We start from the raw sequence: 25,605 nt of genomic DNA on the forward strand, positions 1-25,605 counted from the left end.
CTGGCCCGGCTACTCGGGCAGGCGCGTCTTGAACGCCTTGAGGGAGTACGGCGTCGCCGCCAGGTCCCCGTCCTTGACCTCGACGATCGCGATGGCGTCCTTGCCGATGCCGCCGTGGTCGTCCTCGGAGAACTGGAACCGGCCGATGGGCGTGAGCACGTCGAGCGTCTCCAGGGCGTCGCGGACCTTCTCCCGGTCCGTGGACTCCGCCTTCTCGATCGCGGCCACCAGCAGCTGGATGCCGGCGGCGCCGTCGAACGCGAACTGGGGCGGGTAGGCGTCGTTCTGCTCCAGCCAGGGGTTGGCGAACGCGTCAACGGCGTCCTTGAGCGGGCCGGCCGGCAGCTCGCGTCCCGGGACGGCGATGCTGCTGGTCATCACGACCCCCTCGCCTTCGGCGCCCGCGGGCTCGACGTACAGGTTCGAGGCCTGCGCGCCGGTCATGATGAGGGGGATGCCGGACCCGGCGAACTGCTTGGTGATGATGACCGACGCCGGACCGGCGACCCAGACCAGGAAGGCGTCGGGCTTGGCGGCCTTCACCTTCGAGATCGCCGCGGTGAAGTCGGTGGCCGCGACGTCGATCGCCTCGTCGACCACCACGTCGATGCCCGCCGCCTCGGCGGCCGCGAGGGTCGCCGCGCGGCCGTTGCTGCCGTAGGGGTCCTCCGACGTGTAGGCGATCGCGAGGGACTCGATCCCCTCGGCCGCGAGGTAGTCGACCGCCGCCTCGGCGTAGAGCTCAGGAATCGCCACGCACGTGAACGCGTAGTCGTTCGAGCCGTCCTTGAAGGCGCTGACCGGCCCGAGGGCGATGGTCGGGATCTTGTTGCTCTCCGCGCTGGAACCGATCGCGAGGGAGGCCGCGACGTTGGAGGAGGACAGGATCGCGGTGTAGTCGCTGTCCGCGGCCATCTGGTTGTACCCGATCACCGACTGCGGGACCTCGGTCTTGTCGTCCTTGATGGTCACTTCGAGGTCGCGTCCCAGGACGCCACCGTCGGCGTTGATCCGGGCGACCTCCTGCTCGATCGCGGCCTTGTCGCCGATGCCGAGAGGCGCGAAGGGCCCGGTGAGGGGCACGACGACCCCGATCTTGATCGGGCCGGACGAGCTGGCAGTCCCGCCTTCGGCTGAGCCGCACGCGGCCAGACCGAGGGCCAGAGCGAGCGCTCCAGCGACAGTGGGGACGGTGAGTCTTGTGCGGAGCATGGGTCACCTCGAGGGAGTGGTCCGAGAGCCGGAGTTGTCAGGATTCCTGTTAATCAGGAACCCTGAAGGTGGAGTATGACTACCGTCACATCGGGTGTCAAGAGGCACATTCGGAGCGCGTCACGCGCGGTCTGGACCGGGATCCAGGCGTGGTTCCCAGGTCAGCGGTGGGTCCCGAACTGATCATTGACAACGTGACCGTCGCCACATCACACTGAACTTTCGACAGGAAACCTGATAACTTGGGATGGCAATGATGACTCAAGAGGCACAGCAGCTCCAGCCCCGACAGCTGTTCGTCGGCGGTGTCTGGCGCGAGGGGAACGCCGGCATGCGGCGCGACGTCGTCGACCCCGCCACCGGCGGCATCCTCACCACCGTGGTGGAGGCCGACGCGACGGACGTCGACGTCGCGGTGCGCAACGCCCGCGAGGCGTTCGACCACGGGCCGTGGCCGCGGATGCCCGCCCGCGACCGGGCGCGCATCCTCAACAGGGCTGCCCAGCTGATCCGCGAGCGGGCCGACGAGCTCGTCTCCCTCGAGAGCCACGACGTCGGCAAGCCGGTGTCCCTGTGTCGTGCGGTCGACGTCGAGACCGCGGCCCAGCAGTACGAGTACTGCGCGGCGCTGGCCCAGGGCATCGAGGGCTCCACCCGCTCCACGCCGATCCCGTCCTTGGCCTACACGATGCGACTGCCGGTGGGTGTGGTGGGCGCCATCACCCCCTTCAACTTCCCGCTGATCCTGTCGAGCACGAAGATCGCCGCGGCACTGGCCGCCGGCAACGTCGTGGTCCACAAGCCCGCCGACGACACCCCTCTCAGTGCGCTCTTCGTGGCCGAGCTCCTGAAGGACGCCGGAGTGCCCGACGGAGTGCTCAACGTCGTCACGGGCAGCGGCCAGGTCGTCGGCGAGGCGCTCCTGCGCCACCCCGGCGTCGACAAGATCGCGTTCACCGGGTCGACGGCGATCGGCCGCCACGCGGCCAGCGTGGCCGGCGAGCACCTCAAGCCGGTCACCATGGAGCTCGGCGGCAATGCCGCCCACATCGTCTTCGACGACGCCGACCTCGACGTCGCCATCGGCGCGGTGATCAAGGCGTTCGTCTTCAACTCAGGTCAGTTCTGCATGGCGGGCCCGCGCCTGCTGGTCGCGCGCCCGCTCCACGACACCGTCCTCGGGATCCTCGAGCAGGCAGTGCCCACCGTTCCCATCGGCGACCCGCGCGACCCGGCGACGGTGATCGGCCCGATGGCCGGCGAGCGCCAGCTGGCGAAGGTCGAGGAGTACGTCGAGCTGGCCCGCAAGGAGGGCGGCCGGATCGTCTGTGGCGGTGAGCGGCTCGACCTCGACGGCGGCTTCTACTACCGGCCGACCGTGATCGCCGACCTGCCCGCCGACTCGCGTGTCATCGCCGAGGAGGTCTTCGGACCGGTGCTCACCGTGCAGCCGTTCGACGACGAGGACGAGGCCGTCGCCCTCGCCAACAGCACCCCCTACGGCCTCGCCGCCGGGCTGCAGACCCGCGACGTGACCCGCGCCCATCGGGTCGCGGCCCGTCTGGACGCCGGCATCGTGTGGGTCAACGACTGGGCGATGCTCGATCCTGCGGTGCCCTTCGGCGGCGTCAAGGACTCCGGCTTCGGCCGCGAGTACGGCCCCGAGGCGCTGGAGGCCTACACCAGGGTCAAGTCCGTCGTCGTCTCCCTTCCGCCCACCCCCGCAGCCAGCGCAGTCACCGAGGAGCAGGCATGACGCTCACCACCCAGGCCGCCGTCGTCGAGTCCGGCGGCGCCCCCTTCACCCTCGTCGACGTCGAGCTCGACGACCCCCGCGCCGACGAGGTGCTCGTCCGGATGACCGCGGCCGGCCTCTGCCACACCGACCTCGGCGTGGCCTCGGGCGGCCTGCCGTTCCCGCTGCCCGGCGTGCTCGGACACGAGGGGGCCGGCGTCGTCGAGCGGGTCGGCTCGGCCGTCACCTCGGTGGCGCCGGGCGACCACGTCCTGCTGTCGTTCACGTCGTGCGGCTCCTGCCGCAACTGTCGCGGCGGACATCCCGCCTACTGCGCCACCTGGCTCCCCGACAACCTGATCGGCGGAGCTCGCCGGGACGGGTCGGCGACCATCAGTCGCTCCGGGGAGCCGCTCGGCAGCCATTTCTTCGGCCAGTCGTCCTTCGCCCGCCACGCGGTGGCCGACGAGCGCAGCGTGGTCAAGGTCGACCCTCGCTCGCCGCTGGAGGCCCTGGCGCCGCTCGGCTGCGGCGTGCAGACCGGCGTCGGCGCCGTGTGGAACGTGCTCAAGCCCGGACCCGGCAGCACGGTCGTCGTGGCCGGCGCGGGTGCGGTCGGCCTCTCGGCGGTGATGGCGGCAGCCCTCACCCCCGCGCAACGGATCGTGGCGGTCGACATCGTGCCCCACCGGCTCGACCTGGCACGCAAGCTGGGCGCCACCCACGTCGTCGACTCCTCGCGCGAGGACTACGCGGCGCGGATCGCGGAGATCACCGGCGGCGCCGGCTGCGACGGCGTCATCGAGACCACCGGCAACGTCACGGTGCTGCGCCAGGCCGTCGACAGCCTCGCCGCTCGCGGCACGGCCGTCGTCGTGGGTGCCCCTCCGTTCGGCACCGAGGTCGGGCTCGAGGTCAACGGCCTCCTCGGTGGCAAGCACATCGTGGGCATCACCCTCGGCGACAGCGAGACCCAGACGTTCATCCCGCTGCTCGCCGAGATGGTCGCCGACGGGCGACTGCCGGTCGCCGAGCTGATCACCACCTACGACTTCACCGACATCCAGCAGGCGGTCGAGGACGTCAGGACCGGCGCGACCATCAAACCGGTCCTGACCTTCGGCTGACCCGCACACCAGCCCCCGACCACCCCGCACCACCCACCACCAGGAGCAGAGACCAGATGGACATCACCGGAAAAGTCGCCGTCGTCACCGGCGCCGGACAGGGCCTCGGCCGGGCCTACGCCACCGCCCTCGCCGACGCCGGAGCGGCGGTCGTCGTCAACGACGTCAACGACGAGACCGCAGCCGCTGTCGTCGACGCCATCACGGCGGCCGGTGGGCAGGCGGTGGCCGAGGTCGTGCCGGTCGGCACGACCGAGGCCGCCGAGCGTCTCGTCGCCCGCGCCGTCGACACCTTCGGCCGGCTCGACGTCATGGTCACCAACGCCGGCGTGCTCCGCGACCGCGTGCTGTGGAACATGAGCGACGACGACTTCGACACCGTGGTCCAGGTGCACCTCCGCGGCACGTTCACGTGCGTCCGCGAGGCGGCCAAGCGCTTCCGCGCCCAGGGCGAAGGAGGGCGCGTCATCCTCGCCGGGTCACCAGCCGGTCAGCGTGGCAACTTCGGCCAGACCAACTACGCCGCCGCGAAGGCCGGCATCGTCGCGATGGCGCGCACCTGGGCCATGGAGCTGGCACGGGCCGACGTCACGGTCAACGCCGTCGTCCCGAACGCCGCCACCGCGATGACCGAGACCATCCCGTTCCTCGCGCCCTACGTCGAGCTGATGGAGCAGGGTCGCCCGGTGCCGTCAGTCGTTCGTCGGGCCGCGTCCTTCGGAACCGCCGAGGACGTCGCCGGGCTGATCGTCTACCTCGCCTCGGACGCATCGGCCGGGGTCACCGGCCAGGCGATCGGGATCGGGGGCGACCGGCTCTCCCTGTGGTCGCACCCGACCGAGATCCGCAGCGCCTTCATGGACGGAGGCTGGAGCGCCGACGCGATCGCAGAGGCATTCGAGTCGACGGTGGGCGAGGTGCAGGAGACCTACGGCATCCCCGCGCCCAAGCTGCCCGCGCTCCAAGAGGCATAGAGGTCGACGTGCCCGAGCCCTACATCTCCCGGATCGACGTCGCCTCCCTCACCGCTATCGACGTGCACACGCACGCCGAGACCGACGGTTGCGGCCACTTCTCGCTCCCAGAGAGCCTCCGTGCCGGCGCCGACCGCTACTTCGGGGTCGAGGGTGGCGGGCCGCCCGACCTCGACCAGCTCGCGGCCTACTACCGCGAGCGCCGGATGGCGGCAGTGGTCTTCACGGTCGATGCGGAGTCCGCGCTGGGCCACACCCGCATCGCCAACGAGGCCGTGGTCGAGGGCGCCAGCCGCAATGCCGACGTGCTGATCCCGTTCGCCAGCATCGACCCGGCCAAGGGCCGGGCCGGCGTGCGGGAGGCGCGCCGGCTGGTCGAGGAGCTCGGCGTACGCGGGTTCAAGTTCCACCCCAGCGTGCAGGCGTTCTATCCCAACGACCGCGCGGCCTACCCGCTCTACGAGGTGCTGGAGGAGCTTGGCGTGCCGGCCCTCTTCCACAGTGGGCAGACCGGCATCGGCTCCGGGCTCCCGGGCGGGGGCGGGATCCGGCTGAAGTACTCCAACCCCCTCCACCTCGACGACGTCGCCGTCGACTTCCCCGACCTCACCATCGTCATCGCGCACCCGTCGTTCCCCTGGCAGGACGAGGCGCTGGCGGTGGCGTCGCACAAGCCCAAGGTCTACATCGACCTGTCCGGCTGGTCGCCGAAGTACTTCCCCCCGCAGCTCGTGCGCTACGCCAACAGCCTGCTCAAGCACAAGGTCCTCTTCGGCTCGGACTTTCCGCTGATCTCGCCCGACCGCTGGCTGGCAGACTTCGACAAGCTCGACATCAAGGACGAGGTGCGGCCGATGATCCTCAAGGACAACGCGGTGGCGGCGCTGGGTCTGACAGGTGCGGTCCTGGAGTCCGCGACATGATCGGGCCCGGCATCGGGAGCTGGCCCGCCCGTCGCGCGCGGATGAACCCGGCGACGGTGGCGCTCTGCACCGACGCCGAGGAGCTGACGTACGCCGAGCTCGCCGTGCGGGTCGAGCACACCGCGGCGCGCCTGCGGGAGCTCGGTGTCTCCGCCGGCACCAGGGTCGCCTACCTCGGACCCAACAGCATCGACACCTGGGTCTGCTTCTTCGCCACCGCCCGCGCCGGCGGCATCTTCGTCTCGCTCAACATCCGGCTGGCCGCGCCCGAGATCGGCTACATGCTCGCTGACAGCGGCAGCCACCTGCTCGTCCACGGCCCGGAGTGCACGGAGCTCGCGGCGTCGGCCGACCCGGCTGAGCACGGCGTCGCCCACGTGCTGCCCGCCGCGGACCTCCGGCCCTCCCGCCTGTCTGAGGGCGCGGCCGGGTCGGCGTCGCCCTCCCCCATCGACGAGGCCGACCCGGTCGAGCTCGACGACCCCGTGCTGATCCTCTACACCTCAGGGACCACCGGCCGCCCCAAGGGCGCCGTCCTCACCCACGGCAACCTCACCTGGAACACGGTCAACCAGCTCGCCCACGTCGACGTGCTGAGCAACGACGTCGCCTTGTGCGTCGCCCCGCTCTTCCACGTCACCGGACTGGGCCAGGTCTCGATGCCGACGCTGCTCAAGGGCGGCACGGTCGTGGTCGTGCCGAAGTTCGACGCCGGCGCCTTCCTCGCCCTGATCGCCCGCCGTCGTGCGACCGGCTTCTCCGCGGTGCCGACCATGCTCCAGATGATGTGCGAGCACCCCGACTGGGAGTCGGCCGACCTGTCCTCGCTGCGCTACGTGATCTACGGCGGCTCGCCGATCGCCGCGGAGGTCGCCCAGGCCTGGCTCGGCCGCGGCGTGGTCGTCCAGCAGGGCTACGGCATGACCGAGGCCTCGCCTGGCGTGTTCATGGCCCTTCCCGACGGCGCTCCGTCGCGGCCGGTGTCGGCCGGCGTCCCGCACTTCTTCACCGACGTCCGGCTGGACGTCGACGGCGAGCCTGCCGTCGGACCCGGGCGCGGTGAGCTCCTGGTACGTGGTCCCCACGTCTTCGCCGGCTACTGGGGCCGGCCGGAGGAGACCGCCCAGGTCCTCGACGACGGCTGGTACCGCTCCGGCGACGTGGTGCGGATCGAGGACGACGGCTGGGCCTACGTCGTCGACCGGGTCAAGGACATGATCATCTCCGGCGGCGAGAACATCTATCCCGCCGAGGTCGAGTCGGCGATCGCCGAGCTCGCCGACGTGTCGGCGGCCGCCGTCGTGGCCGTGCCCGACCCGACGTGGGGCGAGGTCGGCTGCGCCTACGTCGTGCTCCGAGCGGGCGCAGACCTCGACGAGATCGCGCTGCGCGCGCACCTCGAGCAACGGCTGGCCCGCTACAAGATCCCGCGCTACGTCGAGCTGTGCGACGACCTCCCCCGCAACGCCACCGGGAAGGTTCTTCGGTCGGTGCTGCGCGAGCAGGCCCGGCGCGACCACCTCCCAGCCCCCTGACCAGACCAGGCACCCCTGTCCACACCACAGCCATGCCCACCCCCACCACACACGGAGGCCCCATGACCACGATCGCCCATCCCAAAGACCTGCTGACCATGATCGGCGAGGACCTCGGCAGCAGCGCCTGGTGCGAGGTGTCACAGGAGCGGATCGACCTGTTCGCCGATGCGACCGACGACCACCAGTGGATCCACGTCGACGTCGAGCGGGCCACTCACGGCCCCTTCGGCGGACCCATCGCCCACGGCTACCTCACGCTGTCGCTGCTGATCCCGCTCTGGACCGAGATCCTCGTCATCGAGGAGATCGACATGGCCGTCAACTACGGCCTCAACAAGGTGCGCTTCCCCGCACCGGTGCCCGCGGGCTCACGGGTCCAGCTGAGCACGACCCTCGCGGACGCCGAGGAGGTCACCGGCGGCGGCATCCAGGCCACCATCGACGCCGTCATGCGCGCCGAGGGCATCGACAAGCCGGTCTGCATCGCGCAGATGGTCCACCGCTACTACAAGGCGTGATGACATGAGCACTCCCCCGATCAACTACGACTACGACCCGGAGCTCGCACCGTTCGCCCCGGCCTTCGCCCAGCTGTCCTTCGCGGACATCCCGGCCGCCCGCGACGGAGAGGCGACGCTGCTGGGACTGCTGCCGCCGTACGACTCGCTCGTCCCGCTCACGGTCGACGAGCTGCTCGTCCCCGGTCCGGAGGGTGCTCCCGACGTCCGGGTGCGTCGCTACCGTCCGGCCGCCCACGACGCTCCCCTGCCTGCGCTCGTCTACGTCCACGGCGGCGGCTTCGTCGTCGGCAGCCTCGAGCTCTACGACGCCGACTGCCGACGCCTCGCTGCGGAGGTCGGTGCCGTGGTGTTCTCGGTCGACTACCGCCTCGCACCTGAGCACCCCTTCCCGGCCGCACTGCACGACTGCTTCGCTGCCCTGACCTGGGTGGCGGACAACGCCGCCGATCTCGGCGTGGACCCCGACAGGATCGGGATCGGTGGTGAGAGCGCCGGCGGTGGCATCTCGGCCGGCGTCGCCCTGCTGGCGCGCGACCGTGGTGGTCCGCGCCTGTGCGTGCAGTTCCTCGGGATCCCCGAGCTCGACGACCGCCTCGCGACCAGGTCGATGCGGACGCTCGGAGCAGAGAGCATCCCCGTCACGACGATCGCCAACATGGAGATCAGCTGGGACAGCTACCTGGGACCGGGTGTGCGCGGGACCGAAGGGGTGTCGCCGTACGCCGCACCGGCACGCGCCACCGACCTGGCCGGGCTGCCGCCCGCCCTCGTCACGGCCTACGAGTTCGACGCGCTCCGTGACGAGGACATGGCCTACGCCCAGCAGCTGATGTCGGCGGGGGTGCCCACCGAGCTCCACGTCTACTCCGGGGCCTTCCACTCGTGCACCTGGCTCTCGCACACCGTGCTCTCGCAGAAGATCCTGGCCGATGTCGTCGACGGCCTGCGGCGCCGGCTGCACGCCCCGGTCCCCGAGGCGGTGTGAGGGAATGGCCGAGCTGATGGCGAGCGGGAAGGTGGCGGCGAAGATCTTCCCTCACCCGCTGAACGCCTGGTACGCCGTCGCGTGGGACCACGAGGTCACCAGCAAGGGCCTGATGTCGCGGACCGTGGCGGGCAAGCCGATGGCGCTCTACCGCACCACCGACGGGCGACCGGTCGCGCTGGCCGACGCCTGCTGGCACCGCCTCGCACCCCTGTCGATGGGCAAGCTGGTCGGCGACGACGAGGTGCAGTGCCCCTACCACGGCCTGCGGTTCAACTCCGCCGGTCGGTGCACCGCGATGCCGGCCCAGGAGACCCTCAACCCGTCCGCGATGGTGCCGTCCTACCCCGTCGTCGAGCGGCACCGCTACCTGTGGGTGTGGCCCGGCGACCTGACGCAGGCCGACCCCGACCTGATCCCGGACATGCACCAGATGGACGACCCCGCGTGGGCGGGCGACGGCCTGATGATCGAGGCGCCGTGCAACTACCAGCTGATCCTGGACAACCTGATGGACCTCACCCACGAGGAGTTCGTCCACGGCTCCAGCATCGGGCAGGAAGAACTCAGCGAGTCGCCGTTCCGGACCCGGCTCGAGGACGACGGCTCCGTGACGGTGGAGCGGTGGATGCTCGACGTGGAGCCCCCGCCGTTCTGGCGCAAGAACATCCGCGACCGGTTCCCTGGCTTCGAGGGCCGCGTCGACCGCTGGCAGATCATCCACTACTACGCGCCCTCGACGATCTGCATCGACGTCGGCGTCGCCCGCGCCGGCACCGGCGCCCCCGAGGGTGATCGCAGCCAGGGCGTCAACGGCTACGTCATGAACACCATCACGCCGGAGACCGACCGCACCTCGCACTACTTCTGGGCGTTCATGCGCAACTACCGCCTCGACAGCCAGCTCATCACCACCCAGCTGCGCGAGGGCGTCAAGGGCGTGTTCGCCGAGGACGAGGCCATGCTCGCCGCGCAACAGGCCGCAATCGACGCCAACCCCGACCACGAGTTCTACAGCCTCAACATCGACGCCGGCGGCATGTGGGTGCGCCGGATCCTCGACCGGATGCTCCAGGCGGAGAGTCGCGCCCCCGTCGGGTCGCCGGTCGGGTCGGCGCGATGACCACCACCGCCCACCCCGACTGGGCCACCGGCACCGTGGTCTCGTCGACACCGGTCGCCGACAACGTGCGACGGATCGTCATCGAGCGGCCACCACGCGGGCGGGCGGCGCCGGGCAGCCACCTCGACGTACGCCTCCCGATCGGCCAGGGCACCGACGTCCGGTCCTACTCCATCGTCGAGTCCACCGACGACGGCTCCCGGCTCACCATCAGCGTCCTCGAGGTGCCACAGTCCCGCGGCGGGTCCGCGTTCATGCACACCCTCGCCCACGGCGACGAGCTCCCGGTCACCCAACCGCTTCAGAACTTCCCGCTCAGCGTCACCGCCCCCCGGCACGTGCTGCTCGCCGGCGGCATCGGCATCACCGCCCTCGCCGCGATGGCCGACGTGCTCCGCGCCGTGGGTGCCGACTACACGCTCGTCTACGTCGGCCGCAGCCGCGAACGCATGGCCTACCTCGACGAGCTGGCCGAGCTCCATGGCGACCGGCTCGTGGTGCACGTCGACGCCGAGCAGACACCACTGGACGTCGCCGACCTGGTCGGCTCGATCGGCGATCATCGGCTGGCCGCGGCCACCGAGCTCTACATGTGCGGCCCGATCCGGCTGATGGACGCCGTCCGCCGCGAGTGGGAGACCACCGGACTGCCACCGCACAACCTCCGTTTCGAGACCTTCGGCAGCAGCGGCTGGTTCCAGCCCGAGGAGTTCCTCGTCACCATCCCCCAACGCCAGGTGAAGACCACCGTCCGCACCGACGAGACCCTCCTCGACGCACTCACCCGCGCCGGCGTCGACCTCATGTACGACTGCCGCAAGGGCGAGTGCGGCCTGTGCCTGCTCGACATCGACGAGGTCGACGGCACCATCGACCACCGCGACGTCTTCCTCAGCACCACCCAGAAGACCGACGGACGATCCATCTCGACCTGCGTGTCGCGGGTCGTCTCCCGGACCGGCAGCGCGCCCCCGACGCTGTCGTTGACCCTCCCCTAGATCGGACACCGCATGTCCCTCCTCTCGAACCCGCGGATGGCGGCGCTGGCCGCAAGGGCGATGCAAGGCGCGGTCGGCCTCGGCGAGCGACGCGCCACCGCCGGCGCCCGCGAGCGATGGCCGGAGCTGCCGCGCAGGAGCCGCGAGCTGAGGATCCCGACGTCCGTCGGCACGGCGAGCGCTTTGGTCTACCTGCCGCCGACCGACGACCCCTCGCCGGTCCACGTCAACTTCCACGGAGGCGGCTACGTCCTGGCGTCGACCGAGATGGACGACCCGCTGTGCCGCTACCTCGCCGCCGAGGCAGGAGTGACGGTGGTGAACGTCGACTACGTCGTCGCACCCCAACATCCGTTCCCCGCCGCGCCGCACCAGGCGTACGAGGTGGTCCGATGGGTCGCCGAGCACGGCGCCGACCAGGGCTGGGACGGTGACCGGCTCACCATCGGCGGACAGAGCGCCGGCGGCGGCCTGGCCGCCGCCGTGGCCCGCCTGGCCCTCGAGCGTGGCGGTCCCCGGATCGCGCTGCAGGTCCTCCACTACCCCCCGCTCGACCTCGCGACGAGCGCGAAGGACAAGTCCGCGGTCGCCGCAAGACCGATGCTGAAGCCCTGGATGGCCGAGGTCTTCGACGGCTCCTACGTCCCCGACCCGCGCCAGCGCACGGACCGCCTGGTCTCCCCCGCCAACCCGGCCGACACCGCCGATCTCACCGGCATCGCCGCGGCACTCGTCATCACGGCCGAGCTCGACCTGCTCCGCGACGAGGGCGATCGCTACGCCGAGCGGCTCCGTCGGGCGGGCGCCCTGGTCGAGCACCACGTGGTCCAGGGTGCTGACCACGGCTACGACGGCAACGACGACGAGCTGGCTCGCCAGGTCTACGCCCGGATCGCCCGGCAGGTGGGCGCGGCGGTCGTCTGAGCGCGCCGCCAAGTCCCATCAGGTGGTGGCGAGGAACTCCAGCAACGCGCCCGCCACCTGCTCCGGCGCCTCCTCGGCCTGGTGGTGACCGGAGTCGATCACCGCGTGGCGAAGGGGTTGCTCCAGCCACGGCGCCCAGATCGGCCTCGGGTCGCCGTGGATGTCCAGGTCGTCCCGTGACGACTCCAGGAGAAGGGTCGGACACGCGACCCGCCGGCCCGCCCGGCGGTCGGCCTCGTCGTGCTCGCGATCGATCCCGAGGCCTGCCCGGTAGTCCTCGCACATGCCGTGGACCACGGCCGGGTCGCGGAGGGCGGCCCAGACGTCGGCGTGGTTCTCGACGCCGATGCTCTCCGGCGGGGGTGTGGTGTACCAGCTGTCCGGGTCGGCGTTGATGACGCGCTCGGCCGGCTTGACGGTCTGGCCGAGGAACCACCAGTGCCACCAGGCCTGGGCGAACCGCGCGTCCGTCCTCTCGAGGTGCTCGACGACGGGCAGTCCGTCCATGACGACCAGGCGCGAGACGTGCGCCGGGTGGTCCATGGCCGTGCGGAACGCGACCAGCGACCCCCGGTCGTGCCCCACCACCGCGAAGCGGTCGTGCCCGAGCACCCTCATCAGGCTCACCACGTCCTGGGCCATGGCTCGCTTGCTCGACTGGGCGTGGTCGGGCTCATCGGGGGGCAGGGTCGAACGCCCGTAGCCGCGCAGGTCCGGGCACACCACGACGTGCTGCCGCGCGAGCAACGGCGCGACCTGGTGCCAGGTCGTGTGCGTGCGCGGATGGCCGTGCAGGAGGACCACGGGCGTCCCCGAACCCCCGTGACGTACGCGCACGGAGACGTCGTCCAGCTCCACCTGCTCCAGCTGAAACCCCTCGAACATGGCACGAGGCTAGCCGCGACCGGCCAGCCGGTGGAGCCCGCGCGGAGGCACCTGGACGCCGCCCCCGCGCGGGCTCCACGTCAGGGACAGGTGACGCGGGGGTTCCAGGGCGCCATGACGCCCTCGGGGTTGCGCTCGAAGAGCCAGGCGTGCAGGTCGTAGTGGATCGGCTGGTCGGGCTCGTGACCGAGCATCGGCCCGTCGAACTCGACCCCGAGGATCGAGGGTCGGTCTTCGTCGGTCTCCAGGTCCTGGTCTCCGTCGATCGCGGCCCACTCCGCCGCACCCAGCGTGCGGCCACCGTCCTTGGTGGGCACGTAGACCAGCATCGGCGGGTTCATGGGGTCGAAGGGGTCGCTGAAGAAGATGTCGAGGTTGACGTAGTGATAGCCCATGCCACCGTGCGGGCTGTCGACGCACTCGTCGGTCGGCAGGTACCCCGCCGCCACCGCCGCCTCCGGGGTGGCGAGCGGACGCAGCTTCTTGCGGAGCTTGGCCAGCGTCGCCGCCGCCTGCCCCGAGAGGTCCTGCTCGACGTAGGGGGTTCCGTCGTCGTGGGCCTCTGCGGCCGGGACGGTGATCGACACGGCACCCGCAGTCAGGGCGAGGGCGGTGAGGGTGATGGACAAGGAGCGCATGAGATGCCTTCCGGTTGGCCCTCCCCCGGTCGGGGCGGGCGGTGTCACCACCCTCGCCGCGCCCGCTTGGCCCTCGCTTGGGACCGGCTTGCGCCGCGCTTGGCCCTAGTGGCCGACGCCGACCAGGTCGGGCGCCGCGGAGAGCTCGGCCTGCACGCGCGCGCCGGGGAGCAACCGGTCCAGCCACTTCGGGACCCACCAGTTCAGGTGCCCCAGGAGCGACATCGTGGCGGGCACCAGGACCATCCGGACCAGGGTCGCGTCCAGGAAGACGGCCACCGCCATCCCGAGCCCGAGCTGCTTGACGACCACGTCGGCCTCGCTGGCGAACCCGAGGAACACCACCACCATGATCGCGCCGGCCGACGAGATCACCCGCGCGGTGGACGACAGTCCCCGCACCACACTGCCCCGGGGGTCGGCCGTGCGCAGGTAGTCCTCCCTGATCCGCGAGAGCAGGAACACCTCGTAGTCCATGGACAGCCCGAACAGGATCGCGAACTGCAGGATCGGCATCCAGCTCGACACCGGCATCGGACGGTCGACCCCGATCAGCTCGGCCGCCCAGCCCCACTGGAAGACCGCGACGAGCACGCCGTAGGCGGCGCTGATCGAGAGCAGGTTCATGACAGCGGCCTTCAACGGCACCAGCACGGAGCGGAACATCAGCCCGAGCAACAGCACCGAGACGCCGACCACGAACGCGATCACCAGCCAGAGTCGCTGCTCGAGCATCTGGGAGATGTCGGAGAAGAACGGCGTCCACCCGGTGACCTCCGCGCTCGGCGGCAGCTGCGCGCGCAGGTCGTCGATGAGTTCCGGTGTGCGCTGGTCGCTGGGTCCGAAGACGGGCTCGGCAGTGATGATCGACAGCGCCGCGTCCGGCGTGGTGACCACCGGATCGATGCGAGCGATGCGGTCGTCGGAGCCCAGGCTGGCCACGACCTCGTCCGCGACCCCGATCTCCGAGGTGGGCACCACCACGGTGAGTGGACCGTTCGCGCCGGGGCCGAACCCCGCTGAGACCAGGTCGTACGCCTTGCGGGTGGTCGCCTCCGCGGGCTGGCTGCTCGCGTCGCCGGGCCACGTGCGCAGGTCGAGCACCGGCGCGGCGAGCACCAGCAGCGTCCCCAGGCTGACCAGGGCCCAGACGAGGGGATTGCGGCACACGCGTGCGGCCCAGCGTGCGGTCAACGGCTCCCGTCCGCGCACCGGTCGGTCACGGCGTACGGCGCGCGGGAGCAGCTTGCGGCCTCCGATGCGGCACAGCGCCGGCACCAGGGTGAGGGCGGCCGCGGCGACGAACGCCACCGCCGTGGCCGTCGTCAGACCGAACGAGTCGTAGGTCGAGAGGCCAGCGAGACGGAGCCCCATGAGCGAGACGAGCACGGTGAGTGCGGCGAAGACGACCGACCGGCCGGCCGTCGCGACGGCCAGGCCCGCCGCCTCGAGCGTGTCGTGGCCGAGGCGGAGGTTCTCCACGTGGCGGACAACCAGGAGAAGGGCGTAGTCGATACCGACGCCCAGCGCCACCATGGACGCGACAGTGGGCGCGGAGGTGCTGACGTCCATGGTCGCGGCGATCAGGGTGATTCCCGACCCGCCCGCGGCGAGCCCGGCGATGGCCACCGCGATCGGCAGCCCGGCGCCGACCGCGGATCCGAGGGCGATGACCAGGATCAGCAGCGCAAGGGCGATCCCGATGAGCTCGCCGGTGCCGCCGAAGGCCTCGCCGGCCGTGTCGGGCAGGTCGCCTCCGAGCTCCACCTGGTAGCCGGCGTCGATGGTCTCGGCGATCGCGGCCCGGAGCGGCTCGATGTTGCCCATCAGGTCGGGATGGGTCACCGGCTCGGCGTACTGGACGGTGAGGACGGCGGTGGCCTGGTCAGCGCTGAGCCTGGCCGGCCCGACGTCCCCCACGTGGTCGAGAGCACGCAGCCGTCCGGTGAGCTCGGCGAGCTCCCCTGGCGGCAGCGCGGTCCCGTCGAGGTCGTGGACCACGACCCTGGCGCTGGCGTACCCGCCGACGCCGTGCTCACGCAGGAGATCTATGCCGCGTTGGGACGCCGCTCCCGGCACGTCCCAGTCGTCGCGCAGCGGGGCGCCGAAGGAGAAGGCGAGCGTCGCCGTCGTGGCCACGAGCAGGACCCACGCAGCCACCACCCGCCAGGGGTGGGCGGCACACGAGCGGCCGAGACGGTAGAGGGACGAGGACATGAGGATCTCCTGAGGTGGTCGGCGAGGTTGTCCCCAGGACCCTGCCGACCGCATCTTCGCGCGTGCTTGTGTCGGGCTTGGACCCGACTTGGGCGATCGCCCCGGCACCTCGTCAGAAGCCGAGGCGCTCGCGGTGTCCGGCCAGCCAGGCGGTGTACGCCGTGAAGCCCCACTCGTCGGACTGCTCCACGGCCCGGTCGGCCACCTTCGAGGCCTCGACCCTGTTGCCGGAAGCGGCCAGGGCCAGGGCGAGGTAGCCGTCGACCGGGCCCATCACGCTCGCGATGCCGCTGAGAGCAACCTGGCCGGCCAACGGCTCGAGACGCCTGACCAGCCGCTCCGCCATGCCCGCGTCCTGTGCGACCGTGGCGGCCTCCGCGAAGGAGCACCACGTCGTCACGCTGCTCCAGTTGGGCACCTGATGGTCCACCGTGCTGGGCAGCTCGTTGCGCAACCTCTCGAGATCGCCGGTGCGTGCGAGTGCGAGGAGCAGGACATCGTTGACCATGTCGCTGTTCGATGCGGTGATGGCGGCCGTCATCGGCTCGATCAGGTCCCCGATCCGCTCATCCCACATGTGGGAGACCAGATGGATGCCGACGATGTGCAGGCCTTCCATTCCGGGGTTCAGTCGCGGACGCAGCTCGTACAGCTCCTCGGCCAGTCGGTTCGCAGCGTCTTCGTCGCTTCGCAGCGAGGCCATGCTCAGGTCCAGCCAGCACAGCGCCATCTGGGCGTAGGTGTTGCGGCGTCGAGTCGCGAGCCGCTCGGTCGCCCGCGCGGCCGCCTCGTACGACGGACGGTCGCCCAGCTCGAGCAGGTTGGCCGTCAGCACGACCAGTGCCACCGTCTCGGCGTCGGGGTCTCCGGCCTCCCGGGTGGCCCGGAGCGCCTCGTGGGCAAGAGCGAGCCGGTCGTCTGCGTGCGCCGGAGTCCAGAGTGCCTTCCAGGCAGTGAGCACGGACCAGGACTGCAGCGCGGGATCACCGATCCGGCGGGCCATCGCCACACCCTCGTCGACCAGGGCTCTCACCTCGGCCTGTGCGGAGGGGTCGTAGTACAGCATCAGCGCCAGCGCGAGCATCACGCGGCAGCGATCCGCTGAGTCGCCGCTCGGGAGCTCGGACATCGCCCAGCGCAGGTCCTCGATGGTGTCCTCGGGCACCTCGTTCCACTGCTGCGGCAGCCAGACCGCGTTGTCGGTGGACGCCGCGGCCGCAGCCGCAAGCCGGACCAGGTCCTCCTCGCGGCGCGCGAGCATGATGGCCTCCGCAGCGCAGGGCAGCACCTGGTCCCACTCCGCGTTCGGACGGCAGTCGCGAGCACGGGTCAGCAGCAGGTCGATCCGCTGGGTGGCCGTGCCCAGGGGATCTCGGCCGTGCGCCGCGATGGCCGCGGCGACGAGCTGCTCGGCCTCCACCCACGAGAACGTGCGGCGGGCCTGTTCCGCTGCGTCGACTGCGGCGCGCCAGGCCCGACTGGCGTGGGTGGGCCCGGCCGCGAGCCAGTGTTTGGCCAGCTCGGCGATCCGTTCCTCGGGGCCGACCAGACCCGCAAGCAGGGTTTCGTCGTCGAGAGTGTGGGCCACTTGGGCGTGGAGTCGGGCCAGCCGCGAAGGGCTGGTCGTCGTGGCCACGGCATCGCGGGTGAGCGCGTGGGTGAACGCGACGACCCCGGCCTCGGGCTCCTCCACCAGTCCGGCCTCCCGTGCCGGTGCAAGTGCGTCGTCGACGTCCTCGACGGGATCACCCGCCACCGCGGCCAGGAGGTCGAGGGAGAATCGTCGCCCGAGCGCGGCGCCGAGCAGAAGCAGGGAGCGCGTCCGCTCCGGCACGTCCTGCAGCCGACGCAGGATGACGTCCCGGACCGTCGCAGGCAGGGCGGCGCTGTCCCCCGTCTCCAGGACGCCGAGACGCGCGAGCTCGATCAAGAAGTACGGGTTGCCGCCGGACCGCGCGTGCCACTGCGCGACCACGTCTGCGGGTACGACCCCGCCCGCGACGCCCTGCACCAAGCCTCTCGCCTCCTCCGGCGTCAGTCCGGACAGGTCGAGCCGGGTGACGTGGCGGCGGGCCAGCTCCTCCCCGACCTCCGCCAGGACGCCGATCGGCTCGGGCCACGACCGCCGGGTGACGAGCACGGCCAAGCGGTGACCGTCACCAGCGGTCGAGACGAGGTGTCGCAGCACCTTGAGGGTCGCGGTGTCGGCCCAGTGGACGTCCTCGAGGACCAGGAGGACGGGCCGGTCGAGTGACCTGGACGTCACCTCGTGCGCCAGGGTCTGCCACGCACGGAACGCCTGTCGCTCGGCGCCCTCGTCGCTTCCCGATGGCGTTCCGGCCAGCAGCTTCTCGACCCCGGAGTCCAGCTCCCCTCCGTCGAGGCGGGCGAGCTCACGCAGTGCCTGGCCCCACGGCCAGAGGGTCGGGGCACCGTCGTCCTGCGAGCAGCGCCCGGTGACCACCCAGAACCCACGCTCGGTCGCGATGGACGAGACTCCCTCCACCAGCCGGGACTTGCCGATGCCGGGCTCGCCCACGAGGAGGGCCGTGGCCGGCGTGCCGGACTCGGCACGGTCGAGGACCCCCAGCAGGGCGGCCACCTCGCGCTCGCGCCCGACGGTCGTCCACCCCGTGGCCGTGCCGGGCGCCGACACCCTCCCGGTCCCGGGTGCGGTGGGCGAGCCGGTCACTGGCTCGGTCAGCCGCGGGTCGGGCGCGACCACCTCGACCGGTGGACGCAACCACTGCTGCAGAAGCGGGTCCTGCACCAGCACGGCCTGCTCGAGGTCGCGCAGCTCCTGGCCGGGGTCCAGCCCGAGCTCGTCGGCCAGCACCGAGCGGATGTGGCGCAGCGCCTCCAGCGCCTCGGCCTGGCGACCCGAGCGCGTCAGGGCCAGGGCGTGCAACGCCCAGACCCTTTCCTGGAGGGGGTAGCGCGCCGTCGCCTGCTCGGTGGCGGCGACTACGACGGCGTGGTCGCCGAGCGCGAGCAGGCCGAGGACCCTGGCTTCCTCGGCGTTGAGGCGTAGCTGGGTCAACGAGCCTCGCTCGAGATCGACCTCCGGCTCGTCAGGCAGGTCGGCGTACGCCTCACCGGTCCACAGCCCGAGCATCCCTTCGAGGGCGTCGACGTGCTGCGAGATCTCGTCTCTGGTCGGCCAGCCCGCGCTCGGCCCGGTGGTGAGCTGGGTGCTCAACGGGGCGAGCAGCCGGTGCCGGACACGCACCTCGTCCGCAAAGCGGTGCGCGTCGACGTGCTGACGGCTCAGCGCCAGCCGGTAGCCGTGATCACTCGTGAGCAGCACCCGCGGCCTCTCTCGAGGAGCCAGGCCCGGCTCGAGCACCCGTCGTATGCCGGAGATGTAGGAGTGCAGGGTCCCGTAGGCACCCCGTGGCGCGTCCTCGCCCCAGACCAGACGCACCAGCGCGTCGGGCGGGACGTCGCCGCCGAGCCTGAGCGCCAGCGCGGCCAGCACCGAGCGGGGCTTGCGGGCACCGACGTCCACGGTGGCCCCGGGATCGTCACCGAGCGCCACCTGGCTCGTACCGAGCACGCGGACCCACACGGGCGCAACCTATCGGTCGAGCGGACTCTTCGTCCTCAAGTCCCACTGGAGTCGCGCACAAGAAGCTCGCGGGATCGTCGGCATCACCAGTCGTCCAAGGGAGGCACCATGCCTGAGCACATCGAGTCCCGCACCACGTCCCCACGCCGTCAGCTGACCCTGCCCGGACAGGCGCACACCGCCGAAGGTCCGCACGACCAGACGGGGATGTACGTGATGCACCACGCCCTACGTCGCGACGTCGCCAGGTTCGTCGCCGCGGTCCAGAACACGCCGATCTCCGAGCATGCGGTGTGGACCGCGCTGCTCGCCCGCTGGCTGGTGCTGTCCGACGTGCTCCACCACCACCACTCCGCGGAGGACGCCGAGCTGTGGCCGCTGCTCCAACGGCACGCGGAGCGGGCCGGCGCCCAGGAGGACCTGACGACGCTCGCCGACATGGAGGCGGAGCACGAGCGCCTCGATGCCGCTCTCACCGCCGGCCACGCGGCCTTCTCGGCGATGAGCGACCATCCGTGCACTGATCACCGCAACGCGCTGGAGATCCGGCTCAGCGCCGCCCGGGAGGCTCTCCTGGAGCACCTGGCCCACGAGGAGACGCAGGCCCTTCCGATGCTGCAGCGGACGCTGAGCGAGAAGGAGAACCAGGCGTTCGAGAAGGCCGTGGGCAAGCACTACCCGCTGAAGATGGTCCCCTTCCTGCTCCCGTGGGTCATGGACGAGGTCCCCGACGAGGCCAGGGAACGACTGCTCGAGACCACCCCTCCCGGCTACGCCCTGCTGCTGCGCCTTCTGCGCGGACGCTTCGAACGCGGCGAGCGCCGTGCCTTCCGCTACGCCTGACCCACCACTCGCCACACACGACCACCACAAGCAAGGAGAACCACCATGACCATGACCAACGGCACCGCCGAGGCTGCCGCCCCACCCGTGGACGCTCCCACCGGACGCGGATGGGCCGTCGCCGGCCTGGTCTCCGGGATGGCAGGCCTCGTCAGCATCGTCGCCAGCAGCCTGGCCGACGGCGTCTACGACACCACGGTCGCGGGAGACGCCCCCGGCATCGTCGACAGGCTGGCCGACCAGGTCCCGCAGATCCTGGTCATGCACACCGCCGCGATGACCTCGGCGCTCCTGCTGCTGGTGTTCGCCCCTGGCCTGCGCAGGTTCATCGCGACGCGCGTCCCGCACGGCAGCCTGGTTCCCGACGTCGCCGCCGGCGGCCTGATGTTGGCGTCGGTCGCCCAGCTCATGGGGTCCGCGCTCACGACCGAGTTCGTCTCCGGGCTCAACGATCCCGAGCAGATGGTCCCGGAGACAGCGGTGTTCTTCGGACACTGGATCGGCACCGTGCCGTGGCTCTGGGCCGGTGCAGGAGCCTCCGCCCTCGCGCTCGGCCGCGCTGGTCGCCAGTTCGGCGTCGTACCAGCGTGGTTGGCGTGGACGAGCCTCGTGCTGGGCGCCCTGACCACGCTGTTGAGCATCAGCCCCCTGCAGTACCTCGCCGGCATGACCGGCCCCTTGTGGCTCACCCTGGCCGCCATCGGTCTCCTCCGGACGGCGGCCCTGACCGGGGATCCCGCACCAGGAGCGACGGGGGCACGGCGATGACGACCGTCGACCGCGTGACCACCGCGGGGGCGGCCGAGGACCACGCCGTGACCAGGCTCAGCGCCCGCTTCGGCATCGCCTTCGCGGCGGGCCAGCTCACCGTGATGATCCTGATGGCGGTCTTCGTCCTGCCGAACGTCGGCTCCCCGGGCGATCCCGCCCTCGAGCGCGGCCACGACATCCTGGACGCCGAGACGGCCTACCGACTGAGCAACTACGCGTTCATGATCGCGGGAACGTCGCTGCTCGGGTTCCTCGGCGCCGTCCATGTCCGCCTCCGGCGTGTCGACGCCAGCGGGGTCCTCTCCACCGTCGCGGTCGCCGCAGGCACCATGCTCGCCCTGGCCTGGCCGTTCGCCGGCGTCCTGCACGACGTCGCCCTGGACACCGCGGCCGGTGGCACCGACGTACGCATTCTGGCCGGCTGGGACTCGATCGCGCCGTACTCGCTGGCCTTCTCGACGCTTCCGCGCGTGTTCTTCATCGGAGCCGTAGTGCTCGGCCTGCGCATGGCGGGGACGTCGCGGTGGCTGCCGAGGGTCGGCCTCGTGCTTCTGCCACTCAGCGTGCTCGGCAGCGCGACCCTCGTCACGGGTGCGCTGTTCCCCGTGCTCGCGGTGAGCACCCTCGGGTTCGAGCTGTGGGTCGGCGCGCTGGCCTGGCACTGGCTGCGCTCCGCGCCCGACCTCGTCGCGTCCGTCCCGACGCTCACCGCACGGCCACCGGATTGACGGGCGCACCCACCGCCCCTGTGATCCTGAGGGGTGATGCGGTGAGGAAGAAGTCGTAGTGGCCGTCGGCGGCGCACGCATCGGCGAGGGCATCGAGGTCCCACATCTCCCCGATGAAGAGCCCGATGTGCGGGATGGCGATCTGGTGGAGCGGCTGGAAGGCGTGGTCGAACTCGTTCGGACGGACCTCGAATCCCCAGGTGTCGGTGGCGATCGCCGCGATCTCGGTCGCCTGCAGCCACTCGGCGGTCGTGAAGGACATTCCGGGCGCAGGTCCTCCTGCGTAGTCGCCCCATCCCTCACGACGCGCGCGGGTGAGCTGTCCGGTCCGGACGAGGACGATGTCGCCGCGCCCGACGGCCGTGGTGGGGCCCTGCGCCGCGATCGTGGCCTCGAGGTGCTCCTCGGTTATCGCGAAGCCGTCGGGAAGCTCGCCGTCCTCCCCCAGCGCGCGGCCGACGTCCAGCAGGACCCCCCGGCCGGCGACGAGGTCGGCCACCGTCTCGATGCCGGTGACCCGGTCGCCGAGGCTGGTGACGACCTGCTCGGCCGGCCTGCCGTTCCACGCCCGCCCGTGGTCGAAGATGTGGCCCAGCCCGTCCCACTGCGTGGAGCACTGCAGCGGCATCGCGATGACGTCGTCGGCGCCCCCGATGCCGTGCGGGAAGCCCTGGACGCCCGCAGCCGCATCGACCCCGGTGTCGAGCATCGTGTGCACCGGGTTCGTCCGTCGCCGCCAGCCCTTCTGCGGACCGTCCATGTCGAAGGACTGGGACAGCGAGTACGAGCGCCCGGTCCGCACCAGGCCGGCGGCATCGCGCCGCTTGGTGTCGGTGAGGAAGTTCATCGTGCCGAGGACGTCGTCGTCGCCCCAGCGCCCCCAGTTCGAGACCCGGGCGGCCGTCGCGGCGATCGCGCCCTCGGGATCGGACCGGTCCAGCTGGTCCGGCCTCACTGCGGCGTTGCTCCGTCGAGCTCGGCGAAGGTGTCGGAGACCCAGTCGGCGATGTGGTCGATCACGAGCGGCAGGTGGTCCAGCCCGATGTGCTCGGCGGCGCCCTCCTCGGCGGTGAAGACGCGCAGCTCCCGCTTCGGGCTGTTCACCGCCTGCTCGAAGGAGCGGTGCGCGAGCTCGACCGGGATCTGGCGGTCGTTCTCCCCGTGCACGATGAGGAACGGCACGGTGATCTGCTCGACCACCCCGTCGAGGTGGACGTCCTCGGCCCTGGCGATGAAGCGGCCGATGTCGTCCTCGCCCCAGACCCACAGGACGTGGTCCCAGTAGTGCGGCACGGGGTTCTCGCCCTCGCGGTTGAGCCGGCGCTTCTGCACCTCTCCCCAGTTGTGGTTGGCGCCCCACGCCACGCAGAGCGCCAGGCGCTTCTCGAACGCCGCCGCCCGCGGTGCGTAGTAGCCCCCCAGCGACCAGCCGGCGAGCCCGATCCGGTCGCGGCGTACGTCGGCGCGGTTCTCGAGCCAGTCGACGCACGCCGCCGCCCATGCCTCGGTGTCCACGCGTGCGGTGAGCCCGCACAGCCGCAGCGCCTCCCCGCTCCCGGGGCAGTCGACCATCAGCGTCGAGATCCCCCGCGCCGCCATCTCGTGGTGGAAGCCGGAGCCGACCATCATCTCCTTGGTCGAGTCCAGCCCGTTCCACAGGATCATCACCGGCGTCGGCGTGCCGTCGCTCGAGGCGTTGCAGAAGTACGCCGGCAGGCTCGCCTCGACCCCATCCTCGGTGTACGGCACCTCGACCTTCGTCGTGGTCGGGTCGATCAGGTCGAGGGACCGGACCAGGAGGTCGACGCTGCGCAGGTACTCGTCGTTGCGACTCGGGTCCTTGGCGCTCTGCATCCGCTCCGCCTGCGACACGTAGACCGACGCCCGGAAGTACTTCTGCCCGGCGGTGCGGAGGTGACCGGCCTTCTCCGCGTCGACGGCCTGCTCCTCGAGCTGGACGGCGACTCGTCGCCAGGCCGCCATGAACTCGCCGGTCCCGACGTCGGAGCCCTGGCCGGCGAGCTCGCGGAGCGGTCGGCAGGCCCGGTCGACCTCGTCGATCGTCCCGCCGCTGTTGAGGGTCGCGACGACCCCCAGGTTCCAGACGTAGTTGCCCGGGAAGTACTCGAACATCGTGATCCTTCTGTCGTGTGCCTGGTCAGGCGGCCGGGGTCGGGGGGCGGTAGTGCGGACGGAGCGCATCGGAGACGGTCTTCGCTCCCCCGTGCGAGGCGGCGCCACCGTCGACGGGCAGGTCGACGCCGGTGACGAAGGAGGCCGCGTCGCTCAGCAGGAAGCACACGACCGCGGCGACCTCCTCGGGTCGTCCGGTCCGCGCCAGCGGGGTGCCGGTGATCGCGGCCTCACGGAAGTCGGCCGTGGCGTCTGCGGTCATCGAGGTCTCGACGAACCCCGGGTGCACGGCGTTGACCCGGATGCCCTGCGACCCGAGCTCGAGGGCGGCCGCCCGCGTCAGTCCGCGCAGCGACCACTTGCTGGCCGTGTAGGCCACGGGGTAGTGCCCCTGGAGCGCGGCGAGCGAGCCGATGTTGACGATCGACGCGCCGCTCGGCATCAGCGGTGCGAGTGCCTGGATGCCCAGCAGCGGTCCGAGCACGTTGACCGCCTGGATGTCGGTGAACGCGTCGGGGGTGACGTCTCCGAGGCGGGCGCGCCACGTCGTGCCCGCGCAGCTGACGAGGCCGTGCACCCCCTCGTCGGCGAGGTCGTGCGCAAGCGCGGCCCACTGGGCTGGGTCGCGTACGTCGAGGGTCCGCACGTCGGCGGCCGACGTGCGGTCCGTCGCCACGACCCGGGCGCCCTCGGCCCGCGCGGCGGCGGCCACCGCGGCTCCGATCCCGGAAGCGGCTCCGGTCACCACAACCGTCCGTCCCGTCAGGGCTCTCATCGCAGGACCTGCCGGGCGGCAGCGGGATCACGGCGTCGAACGGTCGCGACCGGCGGCGCGGGGTCCGCGACGGCGACCCGGTTGCTGACGGAGCCGATGCCCTCGACCGTGAGGGTCACCAGGTCTCCCGGCTGGAGCGGCGGGGGGTCCTGCGACCCGTCGCGGCCCCAGAGCTCGGCGAGGCAGCCGCCGTTGCCGACGGTGCCCGAGCCGAGCACGTCGCCGCACTCGACCCGACTGTCCCTGGACGCGTACGCGATCATCGCCTCGAACGTCCACCCCGCGTTGGCGAGCAGGTCGCGGCCGATCTCCACGCCATTGACCTCGGCGGTGCACCACAGGTCGAGGAAGCCGTCGGTGTCCTTGCGCTGGTCGAGCTCGTCGGCGGTCACGATCCACGGGCCGAGGGTGGTGGCGAAGTCCTTGCCCTTCGCCGGGCCCAGCCGGACCTGCATCTCGCGCGACTGCAGGTCCCGCGCGGACCAGTCGTTCATGATCGTGTAGCCGAAGACGTGGTCGCGGGCCTCCTCGACGCCCATCGAGGTGCCGGGAGCGCCGACGACGACCGCGACCTCCAGCTCGAAGTCACGTGCGCGGCACGCGGACGGAAAGGGGACGTCCTCGTCCGGGCCGAGGATCGTGTGCGGGTTGGTGAAGTAGAACGTCGGCGCGTCGTACCAGGCGTCCGGGACGCCGGCGCTGCCGTCCACGCTGCGGCGCACGCCGTCGACGTGCTCCTCGAAGGCGACGAAGTCGCGCACCGACGCCGGCTCCAGCGGAGCGAGCAGACGGACCGACGAGAGCGGTCGTGCCGGCTCCCGCCCGCGCGCCACCTCGGCAAGTCGGACGGCGGCATCGATCCCTGCCGCGACCACGTCGCGCATGGTGAGGTCCTCGGGGAACGCGAGCAGCGTCTCGTCCTCGACCACGCCAACGCGGGGCGCCAGCAGGTCCGGTGCGGTGAACGTGGCGAGTCTCATCCGTGGC

The 25,605-nt window shown here is 71.4% G+C and carries 22 protein-coding genes; 13 read left to right on the forward strand and 9 right to left on the reverse strand.

Going from position 1 to position 25,605, the window contains the following annotated elements:
• Positions 1-9: 9 nt before the first annotated feature.
• Positions 10-1,212, reverse strand: coding sequence for an ABC transporter substrate-binding protein (locus tag J3P44_RS24415; RefSeq protein ID WP_255893126.1), 1,203 nt, complete (start codon positions 1,210-1,212; stop codon positions 10-12).
• Between the two features lie 256 nt (positions 1,213-1,468).
• Between J3P44_RS24415 and J3P44_RS24420 the strand changes: the two genes are divergently transcribed.
• The 10 genes from J3P44_RS24420 (at position 1,469) to J3P44_RS24465 (ending at position 12,060) form a co-directional block, all read left to right on the forward strand.
• The gene (locus J3P44_RS24420; protein ID WP_255893127.1) at positions 1,469-2,968 is read left to right on the forward strand and encodes an aldehyde dehydrogenase family protein; all 1,500 of its coding nucleotides are present in this window, start codon (positions 1,469-1,471) and stop codon (positions 2,966-2,968) included.
• On the forward strand, positions 2,965-4,074 hold the full coding sequence (locus J3P44_RS24425; RefSeq protein ID WP_255893128.1) for an NAD(P)-dependent alcohol dehydrogenase: 1,110 nt from the start codon (positions 2,965-2,967) through the stop codon (positions 4,072-4,074). Before J3P44_RS24420 ends, J3P44_RS24425 begins: the two co-directional genes overlap by 4 nt.
• Positions 4,075-4,130: 56 nt before the next feature.
• Positions 4,131-5,048, forward strand: coding sequence for an SDR family NAD(P)-dependent oxidoreductase (locus J3P44_RS24430; protein WP_305122949.1), 918 nt, complete (start codon positions 4,131-4,133; stop codon positions 5,046-5,048).
• Positions 5,049-5,056: 8 nt separating this feature from the next.
• The gene (locus J3P44_RS24435; RefSeq protein ID WP_308212294.1) at positions 5,057-5,971 is read left to right on the forward strand and encodes an amidohydrolase family protein; all 915 of its coding nucleotides are present in this window, start codon (positions 5,057-5,059) and stop codon (positions 5,969-5,971) included.
• Positions 5,968-7,506 (forward strand): acyl-CoA synthetase, encoded by a 1,539-nt coding sequence (locus tag J3P44_RS24440; protein WP_255893129.1) that lies wholly within the window; start codon positions 5,968-5,970, stop codon positions 7,504-7,506. The genes J3P44_RS24435 and J3P44_RS24440 overlap by 4 nt, the downstream gene beginning before the upstream one ends.
• Positions 7,507-7,568: 62 nt before the next feature.
• Positions 7,569-8,027 (forward strand): MaoC family dehydratase, encoded by a 459-nt coding sequence (locus J3P44_RS24445; protein WP_255893130.1) that lies wholly within the window; start codon positions 7,569-7,571, stop codon positions 8,025-8,027.
• A gap of 4 nt (positions 8,028-8,031) precedes the next feature.
• Positions 8,032-9,015 carry an alpha/beta hydrolase gene (locus J3P44_RS24450; RefSeq protein WP_255893131.1) on the forward strand — a complete coding sequence of 328 codons (984 nt, stop codon included), beginning with the start codon at positions 8,032-8,034 and terminating at the stop codon, positions 9,013-9,015.
• Between the two features lie 4 nt (positions 9,016-9,019).
• The gene (locus J3P44_RS24455; RefSeq protein ID WP_255893132.1) at positions 9,020-10,138 is read left to right on the forward strand and encodes an aromatic ring-hydroxylating dioxygenase subunit alpha; all 1,119 of its coding nucleotides are present in this window, start codon (positions 9,020-9,022) and stop codon (positions 10,136-10,138) included.
• The gene (locus J3P44_RS24460; RefSeq protein ID WP_255893133.1) at positions 10,135-11,136 is read left to right on the forward strand and encodes a PDR/VanB family oxidoreductase; all 1,002 of its coding nucleotides are present in this window, start codon (positions 10,135-10,137) and stop codon (positions 11,134-11,136) included. The genes J3P44_RS24455 and J3P44_RS24460 overlap by 4 nt, the downstream gene beginning before the upstream one ends.
• A 12-nt stretch (positions 11,137-11,148) precedes the next feature.
• Positions 11,149-12,060 carry an alpha/beta hydrolase fold domain-containing protein gene (locus tag J3P44_RS24465; protein ID WP_255893134.1) on the forward strand — a complete coding sequence of 304 codons (912 nt, stop codon included), beginning with the start codon at positions 11,149-11,151 and terminating at the stop codon, positions 12,058-12,060.
• Between the two features lie 18 nt (positions 12,061-12,078).
• Here the strand turns inward: J3P44_RS24465 and J3P44_RS24470 are convergent, their stop codons facing one another.
• From J3P44_RS24470 to J3P44_RS24485, 4 genes are all read right to left on the reverse strand, one after another.
• Positions 12,079-12,945, reverse strand: a complete 867-nt coding sequence (locus J3P44_RS24470; RefSeq protein WP_255893135.1) for an alpha/beta fold hydrolase — start codon at positions 12,943-12,945, stop codon at positions 12,079-12,081.
• A gap of 80 nt (positions 12,946-13,025) precedes the next feature.
• Positions 13,026-13,583 carry a hypothetical protein gene (locus tag J3P44_RS24475; RefSeq protein WP_255893136.1) on the reverse strand — a complete coding sequence of 186 codons (558 nt, stop codon included), beginning with the start codon at positions 13,581-13,583 and terminating at the stop codon, positions 13,026-13,028.
• Between the two features lie 105 nt (positions 13,584-13,688).
• Positions 13,689-15,800: an MMPL family transporter gene (locus J3P44_RS24480; RefSeq protein WP_255893137.1), complete on the reverse strand. Its 2,112-nt coding sequence runs from the start codon at positions 15,798-15,800 to the stop codon at positions 13,689-13,691.
• A 112-nt stretch (positions 15,801-15,912) separates the two neighbouring features.
• Positions 15,913-19,368 (reverse strand): ATP-binding protein, encoded by a 3,456-nt coding sequence (locus J3P44_RS24485; RefSeq protein ID WP_255893138.1) that lies wholly within the window; start codon positions 19,366-19,368, stop codon positions 15,913-15,915.
• A gap of 108 nt (positions 19,369-19,476) precedes the next feature.
• On the opposite strand from J3P44_RS24485, the gene J3P44_RS24490 reads away from it, so the two are divergent.
• Genes J3P44_RS24490 through J3P44_RS24500 form a run of 3 tightly spaced genes read left to right on the forward strand, consistent with a single transcriptional unit; the run spans position 19,477 to position 21,710 of the window.
• The gene (locus J3P44_RS24490) at positions 19,477-20,211 is read left to right on the forward strand and encodes a hemerythrin domain-containing protein (RefSeq protein ID WP_255893139.1); all 735 of its coding nucleotides are present in this window, start codon (positions 19,477-19,479) and stop codon (positions 20,209-20,211) included.
• Between the two features lie 45 nt (positions 20,212-20,256).
• Positions 20,257-20,979, forward strand: coding sequence for a hypothetical protein (locus tag J3P44_RS24495; RefSeq protein WP_255893140.1), 723 nt, complete (start codon positions 20,257-20,259; stop codon positions 20,977-20,979).
• Entirely contained in the window at positions 20,976-21,710 is a 735-nt protein-coding gene (locus tag J3P44_RS24500) for a hypothetical protein (RefSeq protein WP_255893141.1), read from the forward strand. The genes J3P44_RS24495 and J3P44_RS24500 overlap by 4 nt, the downstream gene beginning before the upstream one ends.
• On the opposite strand, the gene J3P44_RS24505 is transcribed toward J3P44_RS24500, so the two are convergent.
• From J3P44_RS24505 to J3P44_RS24520, 4 genes are read right to left on the reverse strand one after another with little or no spacing between them, the layout of a single operon-like run.
• On the reverse strand, positions 21,688-22,665 hold the full coding sequence (locus tag J3P44_RS24505; protein WP_255893142.1) for a cyclase family protein: 978 nt from the start codon (positions 22,663-22,665) through the stop codon (positions 21,688-21,690). The two genes, J3P44_RS24500 and J3P44_RS24505, sit on opposite strands and share 23 nt — an antisense overlap.
• A complete protein-coding gene (locus tag J3P44_RS24510) occupies positions 22,662-23,843 on the reverse strand; it encodes an alpha/beta hydrolase family protein (protein ID WP_255893143.1) in 1,182 nt (393 codons plus the stop codon). Before J3P44_RS24510 ends, J3P44_RS24505 begins: the two co-directional genes overlap by 4 nt.
• A 25-nt stretch (positions 23,844-23,868) precedes the next feature.
• Complete coding sequence (locus tag J3P44_RS24515; protein WP_255893144.1) at positions 23,869-24,588, reverse strand: SDR family NAD(P)-dependent oxidoreductase; 720 nt, start codon at positions 24,586-24,588, stop codon at positions 23,869-23,871.
• Positions 24,589-24,614: 26 nt separating this feature from the next.
• Complete coding sequence (locus tag J3P44_RS24520) at positions 24,615-25,598, reverse strand: fumarylacetoacetate hydrolase family protein (protein WP_255893145.1); 984 nt, start codon at positions 25,596-25,598, stop codon at positions 24,615-24,617.
• Positions 25,599-25,605 lie beyond the last annotated feature (7 nt).

The sequence above is a fragment of the Nocardioides astragali genome (genome assembly GCF_024436375.1).
In the GTDB taxonomy this organism is placed as follows: Bacteria; Actinomycetota; Actinomycetes; order Propionibacteriales; family Nocardioidaceae; genus Nocardioides; species Nocardioides astragali.

Coding starts and splice junctions, on each gene's coding strand:
- J3P44_RS24415 (WP_255893126.1), bottom strand. CDS start 1,212: ATGCTCCGCACAAGACTCACCGTCCCCACTGTCGCTGGAGCGCTCGCT.
- J3P44_RS24420 (WP_255893127.1), top strand. CDS start 1,469: ATGACTCAAGAGGCACAGCAGCTCCAGCCCCGACAGCTGTTCGTCGGC.
- J3P44_RS24425 (WP_255893128.1), top strand. CDS start 2,965: ATGACGCTCACCACCCAGGCCGCCGTCGTCGAGTCCGGCGGCGCCCCC.
- J3P44_RS24430 (WP_305122949.1), top strand. CDS start 4,131: ATGGACATCACCGGAAAAGTCGCCGTCGTCACCGGCGCCGGACAGGGC.
- J3P44_RS24440 (WP_255893129.1), top strand. CDS start 5,968: ATGATCGGGCCCGGCATCGGGAGCTGGCCCGCCCGTCGCGCGCGGATG.
- J3P44_RS24445 (WP_255893130.1), top strand. CDS start 7,569: ATGACCACGATCGCCCATCCCAAAGACCTGCTGACCATGATCGGCGAG.
- J3P44_RS24450 (WP_255893131.1), top strand. CDS start 8,032: ATGAGCACTCCCCCGATCAACTACGACTACGACCCGGAGCTCGCACCG.
- J3P44_RS24455 (WP_255893132.1), top strand. CDS start 9,020: ATGGCCGAGCTGATGGCGAGCGGGAAGGTGGCGGCGAAGATCTTCCCT.
- J3P44_RS24460 (WP_255893133.1), top strand. CDS start 10,135: ATGACCACCACCGCCCACCCCGACTGGGCCACCGGCACCGTGGTCTCG.
- J3P44_RS24465 (WP_255893134.1), top strand. CDS start 11,149: ATGTCCCTCCTCTCGAACCCGCGGATGGCGGCGCTGGCCGCAAGGGCG.
- J3P44_RS24470 (WP_255893135.1), bottom strand. CDS start 12,945: ATGTTCGAGGGGTTTCAGCTGGAGCAGGTGGAGCTGGACGACGTCTCC.
- J3P44_RS24475 (WP_255893136.1), bottom strand. CDS start 13,583: ATGCGCTCCTTGTCCATCACCCTCACCGCCCTCGCCCTGACTGCGGGT.
- J3P44_RS24480 (WP_255893137.1), bottom strand. CDS start 15,800: ATGTCCTCGTCCCTCTACCGTCTCGGCCGCTCGTGTGCCGCCCACCCC.
- J3P44_RS24490 (WP_255893139.1), top strand. CDS start 19,477: ATGCCTGAGCACATCGAGTCCCGCACCACGTCCCCACGCCGTCAGCTG.
- J3P44_RS24495 (WP_255893140.1), top strand. CDS start 20,257: ATGACCATGACCAACGGCACCGCCGAGGCTGCCGCCCCACCCGTGGAC.
- J3P44_RS24500 (WP_255893141.1), top strand. CDS start 20,976: ATGACGACCGTCGACCGCGTGACCACCGCGGGGGCGGCCGAGGACCAC.
- J3P44_RS24510 (WP_255893143.1), bottom strand. CDS start 23,843: ATGTTCGAGTACTTCCCGGGCAACTACGTCTGGAACCTGGGGGTCGTC.
- J3P44_RS24520 (WP_255893145.1), bottom strand. CDS start 25,598: ATGAGACTCGCCACGTTCACCGCACCGGACCTGCTGGCGCCCCGCGTT.